Below are 15,943 nucleotides of genomic sequence, written 5' to 3' on the forward strand. Positions count from 1 at the left end.
CGACCTCGGCCGAGGCCGAGGAGCGCACCGTCCAGCGCCACCTCGGCCACGCCACCGCCGAGATGACCCGCCGCTACCAGCGCCGCCGCGACCGTTTCCGCATCAACCTGACCAGGGCCGCCGGCCTGTGACCGCCGACGATCAGGCTCCGCGCTCCCCCGGCACGCCCACTGCCCTCGCGAATCACCGGACGGCGGCGGACATGGCAAGGATTGGCGTTCCTCGGGACCTTGGTGCAAAAATAGCCGGGGAAGCTGTTGCTGCGGCAGGCAGTTGGGTATAGAGGCTGCCCACTGAACCCAAAGGGATCTGATGCCGTACAAGGCGAATGAACCGCATCGTCACAAGATCCCGAAAGCCCAGTACAAAGTCGGGAATTGGGCCGAGTACGACGCGGCGCTGAGGCGGCGGGGCAGCTTGACGGTCTGGGTGACGCCCCAAGCGATCGCGGCCTGGGTGCCGGCGGCGACCGGGCGGCGGGGACGGCCCAGGAGGTATTCGGACATCGCCATTGAAGCGGGGTTGATGCTGAGGCTGGCGTTTGGTCGGCCGTGGCGTCAGACCGAGGGCATGCTGGGTTCGATCATGGACCTCCTCGGCCTGGATCTGCCGGTGCCGGATCATACGACTTTCTCACGCCGCAGCGCCGACCTCGGTGTCGCGACGACCCTGAAGAAGGCGAGCGGCCCGGTCCAGGTGGTAATCGACAGCACTGGCTTGAAGGTATTCGGGTCGGGCGAGTGGCTGCATGAGAAACACGGCGGCAGGCCGCGCCGGAGCTGGCGAAAGCTCCATCTGGCGGTCGACCCGGACAGCGGAGAGATCCTCGCCTCCGAGCTGACCCCCACGGACGACGGCGATGCATCCCTGGTCGGCCCACTGCTCGACCAGATCGACAGCCCGATTTCAGCGGTGTTTGCTGATGGCGCATACGATGGCGAGCCGGTCTACCGCGCCGTCGCCGGCCACACGCCTGACGCCGCGGTGATCATTCCGCCCAGATCAACCGCCGTGCCGAGTGACACGGCCGAAACCGACCCGACCCAGCGCGACCGGCACATCCAGCTGATCGAGGAGCGGGGCCGGCTGGGATGGCAGCGGGCGGTTGACTACGGAAAACGCTCCCTGGCGGAGGTTGCGATGTTCCGGTACAAAAAACTGATCGGTCGCGGCCTCCACGCCCGGACTCTGCCGACACAGAAGATCGAGGCCAAGGTCGCCTGCAAGGTGCTGAACATCATGACTGGCCTCGGCATGCCGGTCTCCCGCCGGATCGCCTGACCGTTGCGGGAAAAGGTGAAATCCGCTCGCGCCCTGATTTCGGCACCAAAGTCATCCTGCAGCAGATCCTAAAAGGTCTGGTTATCCCCTCATCAGCCGGTTCAGGTTTTCAACAGCACTTTTGACTAGATAAGTCAGCCATAGAATGATGCCGGTGAACTTTGACCCATCCTCAGCCACGTATAGAACGAAGTCGTTTTCCCATAAACCCACGGCCTGCAAAGCTTCTGGGTTGTCGAACAGGAGACTGGCTGCGAAGAAACTCGCCGCAAGAGCAAGTAGGCTAAAGTTTTTTCGAATCAGTACTTTGAAGAATCCCAAGCCGAATGCTGCGGCAATGGCAAGATAGCCGACTTTGACATAGCGCTCACGAATACCGAGCCCGTGAGGCAAGACCTCCTCATGAAGCATGAAGGCATCGTCCGCGAGCAGAAGCAGGGTGAGCAGACCAGCCGCCAAAAAGAACCGGCGTACCAGAGCGGTCTCGTGGGAGCGGATTGCCGTATATGTCAGCAAAGCAACTCCGCTGGCAGCGGCCCAGCCAAACAGCCCCAGCATAGACACCAATCCCATGAAGGAATTATAATGGATGGTGTCGGCAGGGTCGTTGAAGATCTCTCGGTAGGTTAGCGTGCTCTGTGCCGTCGTAAGTAGAATTATTGACAGAGATACAATTATAGGTACTAGGATCCAAGGAAATATAGAACTAAAACTACTATCATTAGACGAAACATATTTTTCGTGGAATTTGTGGTTTATTGTCACGTCAAGTCCTGCGCTTCATTTTTATGACTGTTTTATGAAAGTAGCGAGCTATGGACCTAATTTTTACAAATTTTAAACGCTTCGCCGTATGCACTTAACATTATCCCATCGAAAGAGTGGGTTTAGCCTGAACCCCCCCGCGCCTGAGCTGTTGAGCGCGGCATGACGGACGACTCTGTCCCCCGCTCCGTGCCGCCAGAGGATTCCGCCCACCTAAGGGAACGGGCGGTAGCGGCGGCTGCCCGGCTCCGGGAGCTGATCGAACAGGCGCGCGAGCTTCAGGCGCAGGCGGCATCGCTGCGCGCCGAAAGAGAGATGCTGCTGGACGAGTTGCGTTTCATTCGGACGGCTCACCGCAAAGTAGGTCCTTTTCCATAAGGTTAGTTCGGCGCTCGGTTTCGGGAGCGATTGCCCTGTAATTCCAACGGCCTCGCGCACCGCGCGAGGAGAGCAACAGGAACCATGGGAGGCGGCTTGGCTGCGGCAGGGGATGGGGCTGGCTGAACATCATTGGTGGACATGGCCGGATACCAGGTAGTGAACAGGTCGTGGAGCGTGCCGTCAAGGGTGCGGGGTCGGGTCTGCAAGAGCCGATGGCACCTTTCCTGGACCACTGCATCTGCTGCTTCTTGGCAAAGCGCCGGCTGATGACGAGATCGACGGTGGCTTCGGCGAAGGCGGTCGAGATGATTTCGCCATGGTCCCAGCGCTCCGCGCAGTCCGTGATCGTGGCGGAACTGTTCCCGATGTAGGTAATCAAATCGGCCATCGCCTTGACCAGCAGCGTCTGTCAACCGACGTCAGGATAGGGTCCATCCGCATTCCCGATGCAGCGCGAGTTTACTGGAAAATAAAGATAACCATATGAAGGGAAACGGTTTCTCTCAGAGAAAGCCCTGTTCTCCGTGTCCAATTCGCTGCTGTCCCTGCTTCCAGCCGGCCTTACGGTTGAGCAGGTCGTCGTCAACTCTGATCGCGTGCTCATAGCGGTTCATGCTCGCGCCGCTACAGCATCCTGTCCCGTGTGCCGCCGCCGTTCGCGCCGTGTCCACAGCCGATATGTCCGGCATCTTGGGGATCTTCCCAGGGGCGACGCATGAAATGGGCTGGCCAGATTTGACGGTGTAACGGGGCGTTACGGTTCTCCCTTCATCAACGAAGGGAGAATGGCGATAGCGGTCGAGAAATTGGTCGAGCACTTTTCAGCGCTCGAGGATCCGCGGTGTGCCGGTAAGGAGACACGCAGGAATAATTGGGACATTTTGATGTCATGTTCCCAGTGTGGATCTTGATCACCTCTGGTGATTGCCACATTCGGCGGCATGATTGATGAGCGTGCGATGCGAAAGCGGTACGAGGCGATCCGCGGGACGCGGTGGGGTAGGCCTAGACTCAACAGTCGTGTCACCAGGGGCCATTTGGAACTGAGCCCGCGAAAGCGGCTTTTGTCGGTAGGCTGTTCATATCGTTGGATGGCCCACGTTGGAGGCATGAATTCGACGGCCATGTCACCAGCCGCCAAACCAGTCAGCTGAGGGGTAGTCGAATCCTCATATCGAGGTCGAAGCGTCCATAGGGGTTCACGTGCTCCCAGATCAGGGGCGTGAGCGCACTGAGATCCCGAGCGCCGAGCTTTCCCGTCCACTGCGGCTGTGCCAGGGTCTGCTGGAGCATGAGGGTGTTGATGTAGACCATACAGTTCTGGAGCAGATGCAGAGCGAGCATGCTGATCTCGTGGTCCTCGCGGCGGTTGCTCGCGAACTCGCCATGACGTGCAAAGAAAATGAAGTCGTTGGCGCTGTTCCATTGCTCGATGACGTTCAGTCCTTCGTTGATTTCGCGACGTAGATCCTCGCTGTGCAGGTAGCGGCACAGAAAGATGGTCTTGACAGCCTTGCCCAGTTCCGCGAAGGCCCTGTAAGTCGGATGCTGGATGTTGTTCCGGGTGAAGCGCCGCAGGATGGCTTCCGTCTCGGCGGTGCCGAGCCGCACCGCCGTCACGTACTTGACCATCTGATCGTATTGCTGGCGGATCAAATCCCAATCGATCGGCTTGGCGAGCGCCAGTTGTAGGTTCTGGTAGGCCTCCGGCTGGCCGGCATCCGGTCGGGACAGCTTCTGGGAATGGATGGCCTTCAGCCGTGGCATGAGCTGGAAGCCCAGAAGCCGGCAAAAAGCGAAGGCTATCGTACTCTGGCCATGCGAATCGACGTCCTGACGATCGACTTCCATCTCGGTGCAATGGTGGACAACGCCTTCGATCATGGACGCGACCTCGGATGAGGACGGCGATTTGATCTGGGAGTGGATGCACAAAGATTTCCGTTCAACATGCCAGTAGATCATGATGCCCCGGCCGCCATACCGGACGTGCCACTGCGTCGTCAGGTTCTGGTCCCAGGCGCCGAAGTGCTTGGAGTCAGCGGCACAGGCGGTGGTTCCGTCACCCCAGATCGTCGGATTGCGCGCGTGCAGCGTGCCGTTGGTGACGATGGCGATCGCCCGGCGCAGGCCATCGGTGGTGAGATACCGGCGCCGGACATAGGCGAGATCCCTGGCGGTCACGCCCGACTGAAGACCGGCCATGCGCTGCAATCCGGCGTTGGTGCCAAGCCCATGCAGACAAAGCAGAAGCCGCGGTTGCAGCATCGCGCGGTCCAGGGCTTCATAGGCCGTGGGGCTCTTCAAGGCTTCGGAGAAGCCCAGGCGCAGATCGGTCTCCTTGACCATGTCGAGCAGGTTGGTCATCGGCCAGGTCGTGGTGATCGCGGCCTTCAGTGCCGTCAGGTTCGGCGGTTCGGGCTGCGGCTCGAAGGGTGTAATCGTGATCGAACCGCCGCGTTTGCCGGTGATCCGGACCAGCCGGTTGCCCGGCAGGCCAGCATCGAGCCTTGCCAGCGCCGTGCGCATGTCCGCCTGAACGGTGGTGATGAAGAGATCGGCCTCGAGGGGCAGGTCGAGCGCCTGATAATAAGATGTGCGTTGTGCCTCGAAGTCGGTCGGCAGGTCCTCGTCCGGGTTGCGGTAGCGGTTGGCGCCGACCACCCAGATTTCCTTACAGCGCAGCCGGTTGCGCAGTGCCTCCAGGACACAGATCTCGTAGGTGATGCGGTTGACGCGCTTCCGTCCCTCGGCATCCTTCTCAAGGGTGGCGTCCCGCCAGAGACCGCGCACGATCCCTTCGGTCGGCACCGTTTCCTCGGCGGGGAAGAGCGTCAGCTTGCTGCCAGCGTGCCGTTTCAGGAGATCGAGGGCCTGGATGACCGGACGATGGTGCTCGTTGTTCGAACGGAACTCCAGCTTGTCGAGGATCTGGGGCACCATGCGCCGGTAATAACCCTTGTAGGAATTGCGGATCACGGTGCGCAAAGTCGTCCGGTAAGCCGGCCCGGTGGCCTTGCCCTCCTTGACCAGGTCCCGCAGAATCTGTTCACCGACAACCGGGAAGACGACCTCGCGCACGGTCCCGTCCGGCTTGTCGATCGACGCGCCGGCGATCTCGAACAGAAGGTTCGGCTTGCCCGAAACGCGCCTCAGGTCGTTCAGCATCTCCCGCTCGACCCGGCGTTCGGCGCGGGCACCGATGCGGTGAACGGTCTCGATCAGAAGATCGACCAGATCATCAATCAGCGTGCGGCCGCGCAGGTGGACGAAGGCGCCCAGCCAGGTGAGCCGCGCCGGTTCCGGATGGCGGCGGAGTTCGTAAGGCGCTTCGACCATGACGCGCCGCCGGTAGCGCTCGAGGTCGTGGGGACGCACGCCATCGAACAGGCCGGCAGGCAGCGCAATGGCGCGGATCACCTGCAGCTTGGCCAACTCGTCCTGGATGCCGGCAAGACTTGGCCGGCCTGGACTGCCGCGCAGCCGCAGCAGCACGGCCGGTGCCGGGGCGATCGACTGGTCCGCGCCGGATCCGTCAGTTCCGTCGGCGCCATTGTCGGGATGCAACAGTGCCTCCAATCGGGTCCGGGTCTCCGGTGCCAGGCGATCCCGGATACCGGCACAGAAGCGGTCGTCATGCGCACGGATTGCGGCCCGGATGATCCGGTCGACCCGATTCCCCGACGGAGGTTCAATCAAAAGATCGCGGCACCGTGCCTCGAGACGGTCCACAAGAAGGGTCGGATCGGTGCCGACGGCGGCGACTTGGTCCCGAAGCCAGGCTTCAAGCGCTTCGGCGTCGGCGACGGAGGCTTCCCGAAAACCAAATCGGGCATGAATCTCGGCGCGATGACGTTTCCATGTCCGACCGGTCGTATCGTACCGTTCATCGAAATGGCTTTCGATGCTCAGTTGTTGAGCCACGTTCTCCACGACGGCCGCTTCGATCTCTCCCGGCCTCTTGGGAAACCGGCCATGGCTCCGATAGAACAGCAGCAGCAGGGCGAACATAAGCCGGTTTGCTCGGCTTTTCTCCGATACAAGTGCATGATCGGCCGGGGTCAACACCCAAAGCGTCGTGCTTTCGCCGCCACCAGAGCTCATTTTGTGGCATCTCCCAGACCGCCATTGCAGAAATCATGATTTCCGCACGAAACTTAGTACTCTGATACCATTCACCTTTTCCTGTGCGGAATATAGGTGCATAATTGGCTATGATTTACGGCTACGCACGGGTCTCGACGGACGGCCAAAGCGTGGCGGCGCAAGTTGTCGCCCTGACCGCCGCCGGAGCCGGCCGGGTGTTCCAGGAGGTCGCGAGCGGGGCGAAGACCGACCGCGCCCAGCTCCGCCGCACACTGGATGCTTTGGGTGCCGGCGATGTGCTGATGGTGACGCGGCTTGACCGGTTGGCCAGATCAACCCGTGATCTTCTCAACACCCTTGCGACGATCACCGGCAAGGGTGCGGGCTTCCGCTCCCTGGGAGATGGATGGGCTGATACGACCACGCCGCACGGTCGCCTCCTGCTGACCGTGCTCGGAGGCCTCGCCGAGTTCGAACGTGATCTGATCCGCGCCCGTACCAGCGAAGGACGCGCGCGGGCCAAGGCGCGCGGCGTAAAGCTCGGCCGTCGGCCTAAGCTCACGCCTCACCAGAAGCGTGAGGCGATTGAACGGCGCGACAAAGGCGAGGCGCTTGTCGAGATCGCCCGCACTTACAATGTGAGCCATTCAACGATTTCGAGGCTCAAGGCGTGACCGTCGGGTCCGGAAAGCGGCACCCCTTGGACCCGTACGCCTGAACGGAACGGTCACCACAACGACCGCTTTCGCGGGGCCAGGTCCAAATGGCCCCTAATGACACGACTGTTGGGGCTGGGCCGGGTAATGGCGGTGTACCGCCCGAAGGGCGTTGCCAAGGCCCGCGGGCAACCGGTCTGGCGCGCAGCACCATCGAGCGGGGGCTGAAGGATCTCGACCGACCAGCGCCACCTGCCGGGCGGGTCCGCTGGCCCGGGAGCGGGCGGCAGCGCCTGACAGCCAAGGATCCAACGCTGCTGGAGGATCTGCGCCGCCTGGTCGAGCCGATCACGCTCGGCGACCCGATGCGACCGCTGCTGTGGGTTTCCAAGAGCCACGTCAAGCTTGCCAAGGCGCTTCAGAAGATGGGCCACGCGGTCAGCCCGAACACGGTGCGCCAGCTGTTGCACCAGCTCGGCTATGGCCGCCGGGCCAATCGCAAGGCCAATGATGGACGCCAGCATGCCGATCGTGACGCTCAGTTCGAGCACATCATCACTCAGGTTCTGGCCTTCCAGGCTGAGGATCAGCCGGTGATCTCGCTCGACACCAAGAAGAAGGAACTGGTCGGCAACTACACCAACAAAGGGACTGACTACCGCCCTGAGGGGCAACCGCGCCGGATCGAGGTCCATGACTTCGAGAACAAAGTGCTCGGCAAGGTCGTGCCCTACGGCGTCTACGATCTGGCCGACAACAGCGGCTGGGTCAACCTCGGCGTGACCAGCGACACTGCCGAGTTCGCGGTCAACGCCATCCGCTCCTGGTTCGACAACAAGGGTCGTGCCCTCTATCCCACGGCCTCCCGGTTGATGATCACGGTCGACTGCGGCGGCTCCAATGGAGCCCGCCTGCGGCTGTGGAAGCGAGAGCTTCAGAACTTGGCCGACCAGACCGGGCTGACGATCTCGGTGTGCCACTTCCCGCCTGGAACCTCAAAGTGGAACAGGATTGAGCATCGCCTTTTCTGCCATATCACGCAAAACTGGCGTGGCCATCCCTTGACCAGCCGTCTGGCCGTGATCGAACTGATTGCCGCCACGACCACTACGACCGGCCTGACCGTCGAGTGCAAACTGGACACCAATACTTACCAGAAGGGGATCAAGGTCACCGCCGCCGAGATGGCCGCCCTCAACATTCAACGCGATGCCTTTCACCCGGAATGGAACTACACGATCGCACCGCGCGGCACATCCTGTAACTGACATACTTATTTATGCGCGTCTCCTAAGATCGATCATCGGCTGATCGACATCCTGGTCATCGCAGTGTGTGCGGTGATCGCGTGCGCTGAGAGCTGGGATGACATCGCGCTCTATGGCCGCAACAAGCTGGGCTGGCTGCGATCCTTTCTGACCCTGGCCAACGGCATTCCTTCGCACGACACCTTCCGGCGCGTCTTCATGCTGATCGACCCGGATGCCTTCGAGGCCTGCTTCAGCGCCTGGGCTCAGTCTTTTGCCGAGGCCTTTGACCGGGAGGTTGTGGTGATTGATGGCAAGAACGTGCGCCGGTCCTTCGACCGCGGCCGGGCACAGGGGCCACTGCACCTGGTCAGCGCCTGGGCCAGCGAGCAGGGACTGGCGCTCGGCCAGCGCGAAGTCGACGGCAAGTCGAACGAGATCACCGCGATCCTGGCGCTGCTCGAGACGCTGTCACTGAAAAATAGCATCGTGACGTTGGATGCCATGGGCTGCCAGAAGAGGATCGCTGGTCAGATCCTGGAGCGGGGCGCCGATTACCTGCTGGGGCTCAAGGCCAATCACAGCAAGGCGTTCCTGGCGGTGAAGGAGTGTTGCGAGCGGCACTGTTTTGCTCGCGGCGCCACGGCCAGGCCGGTATTCGACGCCTTCGACGACAGTCATGGCCGCCTGGTCCGCCGGCGGGTATTCGTCTGCCCGGAGGCTGCCGACCTGAAAGCGCTGGACGCCTGGGGCGACGCATGAAACGGCCTGTCAGAACGTCAGGTCCTGTAAGCCCAATTCATGCCTCGTCCCGGATCGTGGCTCAATCGGTTGCTCCTTCTTCTATGGCGGCATCGGCACACCGATCGCACTCATCGGCGAGATGGCGGAACATCCTGGCCAGTGCTTTGGCCCCGTCATAATGGGTGCACCCGGCAATCGCGAGTCCCAGCATGGTTTCCAGAACGTGGATCTCCTGGTGCCCATCCTCGGTCAGCTTGCCTATAGTGTCGATCAGCGTCTTCTCGATAGCTTCAACTTGCTTTTGCGTCTTCATGGCTGGTTCCTCAGTCTGCCAGCCATAACGGGATCCACCGGGAATCATTGCGGACCATCAGGTTCGCGGGTTCGGCCAGCTCATCACTGGGGAGGACTCCGATAAACTGAGACTGAATTTTTCATGCGTCGCCCCTGCAGGGGCGACGCATGAAATGGGCTGGCGAAGATGGACAATGCTGTTATCGTCATTTATGGGTCGCTCCTGTCATCACGCCGAGCGCAACACCAGGCGGTATGGAGATTCACCGTATCGGCGAAAGATCGGTAACAAACCACCAAGCAAGACGCCTAATACAGCCCAGGATAAAGCATTGAAAGCAGCGGCGTTTACGACGCCACAACTACTTCGACCTCTGGAGCCGAAGCAGCCTCAACCTGTTTGTTTTGCCGGATCAGCCAGATATTACGGGCATAGATCACGAGACCCAGAGCCTGCCCCAGAATGAAGACGGGGTCTTCGCGGTAGATTGCATAGGCCAGCAGCGTGACGCCGCCGGCGACACTGAAATACCAGAAGGCTTCCGGCACGATGCTGCGCTTGATACGCTCGCTGTGAATCCACTGGATCAGGAAACGCATGGAGAACAGCGCCTGCCCGAGAAAACCGATTGCCGTCCATAGAGTAAGCATACCACTCACCATTTCATTCAGCGGGCCTGCTCCACGCCATCTTCAGTGGTGGCGGAAGGTAGATGGGTCCGACGCTTCAGCCAGACAACGCCCAGAAGATCAACGACGCCAATGGCAGCACGGCCCAGATTGCCGTATTTGGACAGGCCACGACGCCGTGGCCTGTGATTGACCTCGACATAATCGACGCGATAGCCGTGGATCTGGAACAGGGCCGGCAGGAACCGGTGCATCGCTGCGAAGAAAGGCAGTTGGAGGAAGGCGTCGCGCCGAAACACCTTGATGCCGCAGCCGGTGTCGACGCAGCCGTCTTTCAGCACCTTCCGGCGCAGACCGTTGGCAATCCTGGTGGCGACCCGCTTCGACCAGACATCGCACCGCACACGCCGCAGCCCTCCGACCAGTTCCGGTCCCCCGTTTATCGATATCCGATCCAGCAGATGAGGAATATCAGCCGGATCATTCTGGCCATCGCCGTCCAGTGTCACGATCCAGTTACCGTTTGCGGCGAGTACACCGCTGCGTATCGCAGCGCTCTGACCGCAGCGGCTGGAGTGGCGAATGAGACGGGTCCGTGGCTGAGTGGCAGCCAGTTCCGGACCAAGCCGATCAGCCGTGTCGTCTCCACTGCAATCATCCACGAAGATGATTTCATAAAAATCATCATACGGGGTCAGGGCGTCCCTGATCTCCGTCAGGAGCGGCAGAACGTTCTCCGCCTCGTCAAAGACTGGTATGACCACGGACAAGGGTAGCGACAACGGACGCTTGAGGTCAGCTGTCAGGAGAGCGGCAGGAGACCTGTCGATCACCATTTGATCCGCAGTCTCCGGGAGAAGGCCGTTGAGTCCTGATCCAGTCATAATTGATCCGGAGGGTAGCATGATTGGCAGTTTGGACAGGTTGGTCGAAGCATTGAAGTCATTCCAGACGCCCAGGCTCCCCAATGTCCCGCTCGACATGGCCCCGTCGCTGAAGCCATGACGCGGTCAGCCAGCATAGCATCGCCCAGGTCGCTCCGACACACCATCCGGCCAGCACGTCGGTCGGCCAATGGACACCAAGATAGACCCGGCTGATCCCAATCGTTACCGTCAGAAGAATGGCCAGGATCAGCAGGTAGGCTTTGATGCGCCGATCGGGCTGCACGCGTGCCAGCAGGGCTCCAAGCGTGAGGTAGATCACGGCCGACAGCATGGCGTGTCCGCTCGGGAAGCTTTTTGTAAAGACCATGACAGCGTGCGGCACCAGGTCCGGCCGGGGACGCTCGAAGCCCGCCTTGAGCAGAGTGCTCAGCAGCATCCCGCCGAACACGGCGGTCAGCACCAGCACGGCGGCGCCATGCCGACGGTGCAGAATGAGAAAGCCCGTGACGGCGACTGAAACCAGGGTGAGCACGGTGACGCTGCCGAGGCTGGTCAGGTCACGCGCCATTTCCTCGACCCAGGGCGGGCCGATCGGGTCGGACAGGTCGGATGTGGTCCGGAGTGCCAGCATGACGGTGTGGTCAAAGGAGCGTGTATCGCCTTCCCTGACTTCGTCGGCCAGCAGGGCGAACCCCAGCAGCCCGCCGGCAACTGCCAGCACTGCCGTGAGCAGCGCGAACTCGTGACGGCCGAGCCGCGACCACAGGTCCGTCAATCGGGTGGAAGAAGCCGTGATCCTCATGGCTCAGTCCGCCGACTTCGTATCGGATGCCCCAGCGCGGTAGGTGATCAGGCGGTACAAATATCCCAGCACGATCACGACGATGACGATCATGGAAATGGGGTCCATGTAGTCAGCGACCCGGGTGTACTGGCTCTCCAGCGCATAGCCCGCCGTGGCCAGCAGGCCGGACCACACGACTGTCCCGATCGCTGAGAACAGAAGGAAGCGGCCCAGGCTCATGCGGGCGATGCCGGCGGGCACCGAGATCAGGGTGCGGATGGCTGGGATCAGGCGGCCGATCAGCACGGCCGTGCCGCAATGCCGGTTGAACCATGTCTCGGCGGTCCCGATATCGGCCGGCGAAACCGTCATCCAGCGCCCATGGCGGTCCGCCAGCCGCTTCAGTCGCTCACTTCCGACCCATCGCCCGGCATAGTACCAGGGCAATGCTCCCAGGATTGAGCCGATCGTTCCGGCGGCTATCACACCGGCCATGCTCAGGTCGCCGCGGGCCGCGGCAAATCCGGCCAGCGGCATGATCAGTTCGGACGGAATCGGCGGAAAGACGTTCTCCAGAAACATCAGGAGAACGATCCCGCCATACCCGCCCTGGGATACCGTGCTGACAATCCACTGAAACAAGCTGACAGTCCTTCAGACTTTCCCGCAACGGACGACCTGTTCGCTCGGCGTTGCGATTTGGTAAGCGGCTCCGATCATGAAACCGGTACCGGATCGGCACTGCCGGTAAGAGGCATCAGGAAGCGGAAAAGCCAAGCACGGGCTTCAGTGCCTCGAAGCTGCGCTGCATGGCATAGGGGGGATTGAACCAGAGCGGGATATGCCCGTACCGGAAGGAGATCTGGCTGTCAGCCTGCTCCTCACCCACTTTCGCCACGGCGGCGAGATAGAGGGCTGAGACCAGTCCGCTGCGGTCGGAGCCGGACGTGCAGTGAACCAGGACAGGCTTTTCGGCTTCCCGCAGCACCGCCATGAGTTCGGTTAAGCGCTCCTGTGTGAACTCCCGCTTCGCCGACATGCGGAAGTTGACAAACCTGATGCCCAGTTTGCTGGTTGTGGCGAGTTCGGCATCGTACCAGCCGGTGCCGACGTTTTCGCCGCGCAGGTTGATGACCGTTTTGATGCCGTATTCCTTCTGATAATAAGAGATCAGCTCGGGGGTCGGCTGCGCTGACCTGTAGAGTTCACCGGGAACGACAGCGTGGAAATTATCACCCAGGTGCAGGATGCCGAGGTGCAGGCCGCCAGTGCCAAGAGCCACGGACATGAGGCTGCCCAGTATGACTCCTGACATTTTTGCTGTCGTTCCTGCCGACTGAAGCAATGTCCTGGCGATGCCGCTTGCACGTTCCCTGCCGGTGAAGCCGGGTTTTGTCCTGGTCTTAGCTGATTCGGCCGGTGAAAGCGCAGGCATGGTCGTCCTCAATAACAGATACCGGCGGATTGCGTCGTAGCTTATGCTCAATTCCGGGATGATTTCGGCAATAATATTTCCGACACAATCTCGGCGGCCAACACGTGTACCAAATGCGATCAACCTGACAGGAACCTGACGCGATATAAAAAAATCGACACGCGTCTAAGAATTTGAAGTGGAAGGGACTTCATCTCCGGATTCGAAATCAAACAGAAAGTTTTCCGTGGCGTGAAAACGCGTGCTGCATCACGGGGTTCGAGTAGAAACAGAATAGAAAGTCTGATTGGGCGCCCAGCCTACCCGTACCGCCACATCTTGATGGCAGAGAGTAACAGCAGACCGGCCAGGGTCGGCAGCAGAACCGCCCCCGGCACCACCCCCAGAAGCTGCCCCCCGATAAACGTCCCGCTCAAAGATCCACCGGCCATCAAAAACGCAAAATCACGGTTCTTCCAAAGAACCGCAAAGCTGCGGTCCCGGGTGTAGCGCGCAAACCCGACCAGCATCGTCGGCAGGCTTACCGCCAGCGACAGACTGCCCGCCAGCTTGATATCAACACCGAACAGAAGCACCAGCGTCGGGATCAGCAACTCACCGCCGGCAACCCCCAGGAGTGAGGCGAAGATGCCGATGGTGAAGCCGGCGATGACGCCCGCTGCCACCTGCATCCCACCCTCAAAGAGCGGCCCTCCCGCCCCAGTCGTTCCGTGCCCGAACAGCAATGCTCCGGCAATCAGGACCAGGAGCCCGGCAATGACCTGGTGCAAGGTGGCCGACTTGAGCCGCATCGCCCAGCCTGCCCCGATCCACGCCCCGGCGAGGCTGCCTCCCAGCAGGTTCACCACCATCGGCCAGTGCGCCAGGACCGCCGCCAAGGGCACCGCCGATGCGCGGAATGGTAGTGCAGCGGTAACGACCACCAAGCTCATTGCCTTGTTGAGGATGACCGCTTCCAGGGCGGCGAAGCGGAAAACTCCGATGAGCAAGGGGAGGCGGAACTCGGCGCCTCCCAGCCCGATCAGCCCACCCAGGATACCGATGAGGGCGCCACTTCCAAACGAAGCCAGTCGATTGGTTCGCATGCTGATGGCCTTTCTCACTACAGTTACGGATCGTTGTATACCGTGAGATATCAAATCCCGCAACGAAGCGACCGGAAAACACAGATTTCCAGTTACTTTCTCGTCAGCTCTGTCTGGATCGGATTTTCTGTTCCGCTGCTGATGCTGTTGGCGAACTCAGCGGTCACAGTCGAAGCTTTTCGGGCCTCAGCTTGGAAGCGCACTCGAGAGCCAAATTCCTGGCATTTTGACGACCTCTGGAGCGCCTTTCCTGGATTCGCCGACAGCATCCTCTGCTACTCGGACCCCAATCACCAGCCCTGTTCCAAAATCTCGATAATTTGAAGCGGTGTGACAGGGAAGTGAAATGGCTGGCCATGCCTGTTGCCTGTGTCTGGCGCTGGATCCAGATTGGCCATCTATACTTCATTCAGTAATTTTCAGATCATTCTTAGCCGATTGTCAACCTGACTTTACTTACAGGAGCCGAGCAGTTTATATCCGTATTCCCGGATAGCGCCGTTCTCGTCAACGTACCGGTACAATGTCGTCCGCGTGATGCCGAGTTCCCGGCACAACTCTTCCACCGACGTGTCGCGGTTGGCCATGGCGGCCTGCGCCAGCCTCAGCTTCGCCGGAGTCATTTTGAATTTTGCCCCCCCGGTACGTCCCCTGGACCGCGCGGCCACCAAGCCGGCGGTTGTCCGCTCTACGATGAGTTCACGCTCAAATTCCGCTAGGGCGGCGAAGATGCCGAAAACCAGTTTGCCGCTCGACGTCGTCGTGTCGATCGCAGCGCCGTGGCCGGTCAGCACGCGAAGACCGACTTGTTGGGCGTTGAGGTCGTGGACGAGGTTGACCAGATGCCTCAGGTCGCGTCCGAGGCGATCCAGCTTCCAGACCAGCAGCGAGTCTCCGGGCTGAAGAGCCTTGAGGCAGGCGATCAAACCGGGCCGGGCATCCCGTTTGCCTGAAGCCGTGTCCTCGTAGATGTTCTTCTCGACCACCCCTTCTTTGATCAGGGCATCGCGCTGAAGCGCCGTTGTCTGTGACCCGTCGGTTTTCGACACACGCATATAACCAAAATTCGTCATATCGATCTTAGTTCCGATTGCAACATAAACGGCCGTCTATGTTGCACGATCCATGCGATCGCAAGCGATAAGCAAATTTTGCAACACAGGCCGTGACATAGCCTGTGTCCCATAATATCTCTGTGCAGGCAAGCTATGTTACTACAAATTAGGTTCTACGGGTATCGAAATGCCCAATTCAGCCAGTTGACGATAAAAGATGTCGATTTCTACTTTTTCTCGATCAGGATCACCCTTCGCCATCAAAATTAACGCGCTTCGCCACTCCAGAACCTTGGAGGGCGACTCCCTCCATTCTGCAACTATGAATTCCAGTATATGCTGGTTTTCGCGCATTAGACGTGAAAGTCTCTGGTCGGGCGTCAATTTCCTGTTCGGATCGACAAAGGGATCAGGTGGCAGGATCCACTTCGAGAGCCGGGGAATCCACTTCGAGAGCCGGGGAGACAAGATCGACGCGAGATCGCCGGGGATCCTCGATGGCATAGTCAGCAGTGCTGGATCGAGAGAACCATACATGCCACGAGATTGATCACCAACCCACTAAGAGGATGTTGAGTTGAAAGTTGGTAAAATTAATCGTTAATGTCAGGTT

General features: G+C 60.4%; 14 protein-coding genes and 2 pseudogenes. 6 read left to right on the forward strand and 10 right to left on the reverse strand.

Annotated features, from left to right (window positions below):
* Positions 1-312: 312 nt before the first annotated feature.
* On the forward strand, positions 313-1,281 hold the full coding sequence (locus tag N826_RS36155) for an IS5 family transposase (protein ID WP_044437181.1): 969 nt from the start codon (positions 313-315) through the stop codon (positions 1,279-1,281).
* An 81-nt stretch (positions 1,282-1,362) separates the two neighbouring features.
* On the opposite strand, the gene N826_RS36160 is transcribed toward N826_RS36155, so the two are convergent.
* Entirely contained in the window at positions 1,363-1,839 is a 477-nt protein-coding gene (locus tag N826_RS36160) for a hypothetical protein (RefSeq protein ID WP_044437182.1), read from the reverse strand.
* A 369-nt stretch (positions 1,840-2,208) separates the two neighbouring features.
* Here N826_RS36160 and N826_RS36165 point away from each other — a divergent pair, with 369 nt between their 5' ends.
* Together N826_RS36165 and N826_RS45550 are read left to right on the forward strand one after the other, a co-directional pair.
* Complete coding sequence (locus N826_RS36165; protein WP_044437184.1) at positions 2,209-2,424, forward strand: hypothetical protein; 216 nt, start codon at positions 2,209-2,211, stop codon at positions 2,422-2,424.
* Between the two features lie 518 nt (positions 2,425-2,942).
* Positions 2,943-3,131, forward strand: a pseudogene (locus N826_RS45550) (ISL3-like element ISAzs13 family transposase); the annotation flags it as partial.
* 442 nt (positions 3,132-3,573) lie between these two features.
* Here the strand turns inward: N826_RS45550 and N826_RS36175 are convergent.
* Positions 3,574-6,531, reverse strand: coding sequence for a Tn3 family transposase (locus N826_RS36175; RefSeq protein WP_044437188.1), 2,958 nt, complete (start codon positions 6,529-6,531; stop codon positions 3,574-3,576).
* Positions 6,532-6,641: 110 nt separating this feature from the next.
* On the opposite strand from N826_RS36175, the gene N826_RS36180 reads away from it, so the two are divergent.
* From N826_RS36180 to N826_RS36190, 3 genes and pseudogenes are all read left to right on the forward strand, one after another.
* Positions 6,642-7,187 (forward strand): recombinase family protein, encoded by a 546-nt coding sequence (locus tag N826_RS36180; RefSeq protein ID WP_044437190.1) that lies wholly within the window; start codon positions 6,642-6,644, stop codon positions 7,185-7,187.
* A 167-nt stretch (positions 7,188-7,354) separates the two neighbouring features.
* Positions 7,355-8,437, forward strand: a pseudogene (locus N826_RS36185) (ISAzo13 family transposase); the annotation flags it as partial.
* A 27-nt stretch (positions 8,438-8,464) separates the two neighbouring features.
* Positions 8,465-9,178 (forward strand): ISAs1 family transposase, encoded by a 714-nt coding sequence (locus N826_RS36190; RefSeq protein WP_425600615.1) that lies wholly within the window; start codon positions 8,465-8,467, stop codon positions 9,176-9,178.
* 61 nt (positions 9,179-9,239) lie between these two features.
* Here N826_RS36190 and N826_RS36195 read toward each other — a convergent pair whose 3' ends face one another.
* The 8 genes from N826_RS36195 to N826_RS36230 all read right to left on the reverse strand — a co-directional run bounded on the left by N826_RS36195 (position 9,240) and on the right by N826_RS36230 (position 15,330).
* Positions 9,240-9,473, reverse strand: coding sequence for a hypothetical protein (locus tag N826_RS36195; protein ID WP_044437192.1), 234 nt, complete (start codon positions 9,471-9,473; stop codon positions 9,240-9,242).
* Between the two features lie 329 nt (positions 9,474-9,802).
* The gene (locus tag N826_RS36200) at positions 9,803-10,117 is read right to left on the reverse strand and encodes a lipid-A-disaccharide synthase N-terminal domain-containing protein (RefSeq protein ID WP_044437194.1); all 315 of its coding nucleotides are present in this window, start codon (positions 10,115-10,117) and stop codon (positions 9,803-9,805) included.
* Between the two features lie 5 nt (positions 10,118-10,122).
* Entirely contained in the window at positions 10,123-10,920 is a 798-nt protein-coding gene (locus tag N826_RS36205; protein ID WP_186818126.1) for a glycosyltransferase family 2 protein, read from the reverse strand.
* A gap of 106 nt (positions 10,921-11,026) precedes the next feature.
* On the reverse strand, positions 11,027-11,773 hold the full coding sequence (locus tag N826_RS36210; protein ID WP_044437195.1) for a phosphatase PAP2 family protein: 747 nt from the start codon (positions 11,771-11,773) through the stop codon (positions 11,027-11,029).
* Positions 11,774-11,776: 3 nt separating this feature from the next.
* Positions 11,777-12,397 carry a DedA family protein gene (locus N826_RS36215; RefSeq protein ID WP_044437197.1) on the reverse strand — a complete coding sequence of 207 codons (621 nt, stop codon included), beginning with the start codon at positions 12,395-12,397 and terminating at the stop codon, positions 11,777-11,779.
* A 115-nt stretch (positions 12,398-12,512) separates the two neighbouring features.
* Positions 12,513-13,190 (reverse strand): dual specificity protein phosphatase family protein, encoded by a 678-nt coding sequence (locus N826_RS36220; RefSeq protein WP_084721492.1) that lies wholly within the window; start codon positions 13,188-13,190, stop codon positions 12,513-12,515.
* 299 nt (positions 13,191-13,489) lie between these two features.
* On the reverse strand, positions 13,490-14,275 hold the full coding sequence (locus tag N826_RS36225) for a sulfite exporter TauE/SafE family protein (RefSeq protein WP_044437201.1): 786 nt from the start codon (positions 14,273-14,275) through the stop codon (positions 13,490-13,492).
* Positions 14,276-14,727: 452 nt separating this feature from the next.
* Positions 14,728-15,330, reverse strand: a complete 603-nt coding sequence (locus N826_RS36230; protein ID WP_345769890.1) for a recombinase family protein — start codon at positions 15,328-15,330, stop codon at positions 14,728-14,730.
* Positions 15,331-15,943 lie beyond the last annotated feature (613 nt).

This window comes from Skermanella aerolata KACC 11604, assembly GCF_000936425.1.
Lineage (GTDB): Bacteria > Pseudomonadota > Alphaproteobacteria > Azospirillales > Azospirillaceae > Skermanella > Skermanella aerolata.

What these genes read in the sequence shown, in the direction of transcription:
- N826_RS36155 (WP_044437181.1), top strand. Translation starts at nt 313, where the DNA reads ATGCCGTACAAGGCGAATGAACCGCATCGTCACAAGATCCCGAAAGCC.
- N826_RS36160 (WP_044437182.1), bottom strand. Translation starts at nt 1,839, where the DNA reads ATGCTGGGGCTGTTTGGCTGGGCCGCTGCCAGCGGAGTTGCTTTGCTG.
- N826_RS36165 (WP_044437184.1), top strand. Translation starts at nt 2,209, where the DNA reads ATGACGGACGACTCTGTCCCCCGCTCCGTGCCGCCAGAGGATTCCGCC.
- N826_RS36175 (WP_044437188.1), bottom strand. Translation starts at nt 6,531, where the DNA reads ATGAGCTCTGGTGGCGGCGAAAGCACGACGCTTTGGGTGTTGACCCCG.
- N826_RS36180 (WP_044437190.1), top strand. Translation starts at nt 6,642, where the DNA reads ATGATTTACGGCTACGCACGGGTCTCGACGGACGGCCAAAGCGTGGCG.
- N826_RS36195 (WP_044437192.1), bottom strand. Translation starts at nt 9,473, where the DNA reads ATGAAGACGCAAAAGCAAGTTGAAGCTATCGAGAAGACGCTGATCGAC.
- N826_RS36200 (WP_044437194.1), bottom strand. Translation starts at nt 10,117, where the DNA reads ATGGTGAGTGGTATGCTTACTCTATGGACGGCAATCGGTTTTCTCGGG.
- N826_RS36205 (WP_186818126.1), bottom strand. Translation starts at nt 10,920, where the DNA reads ATGGTGATCGACAGGTCTCCTGCCGCTCTCCTGACAGCTGACCTCAAG.
- N826_RS36210 (WP_044437195.1), bottom strand. Translation starts at nt 11,773, where the DNA reads ATGAGGATCACGGCTTCTTCCACCCGATTGACGGACCTGTGGTCGCGG.
- N826_RS36220 (WP_084721492.1), bottom strand. Translation starts at nt 13,190, where the DNA reads ATGCCTGCGCTTTCACCGGCCGAATCAGCTAAGACCAGGACAAAACCC.
- N826_RS36225 (WP_044437201.1), bottom strand. Translation starts at nt 14,275, where the DNA reads ATGCGAACCAATCGACTGGCTTCGTTTGGAAGTGGCGCCCTCATCGGT.
- N826_RS36230 (WP_345769890.1), bottom strand. Translation starts at nt 15,330, where the DNA reads ATGCGTGTGTCGAAAACCGACGGGTCACAGACAACGGCGCTTCAGCGC.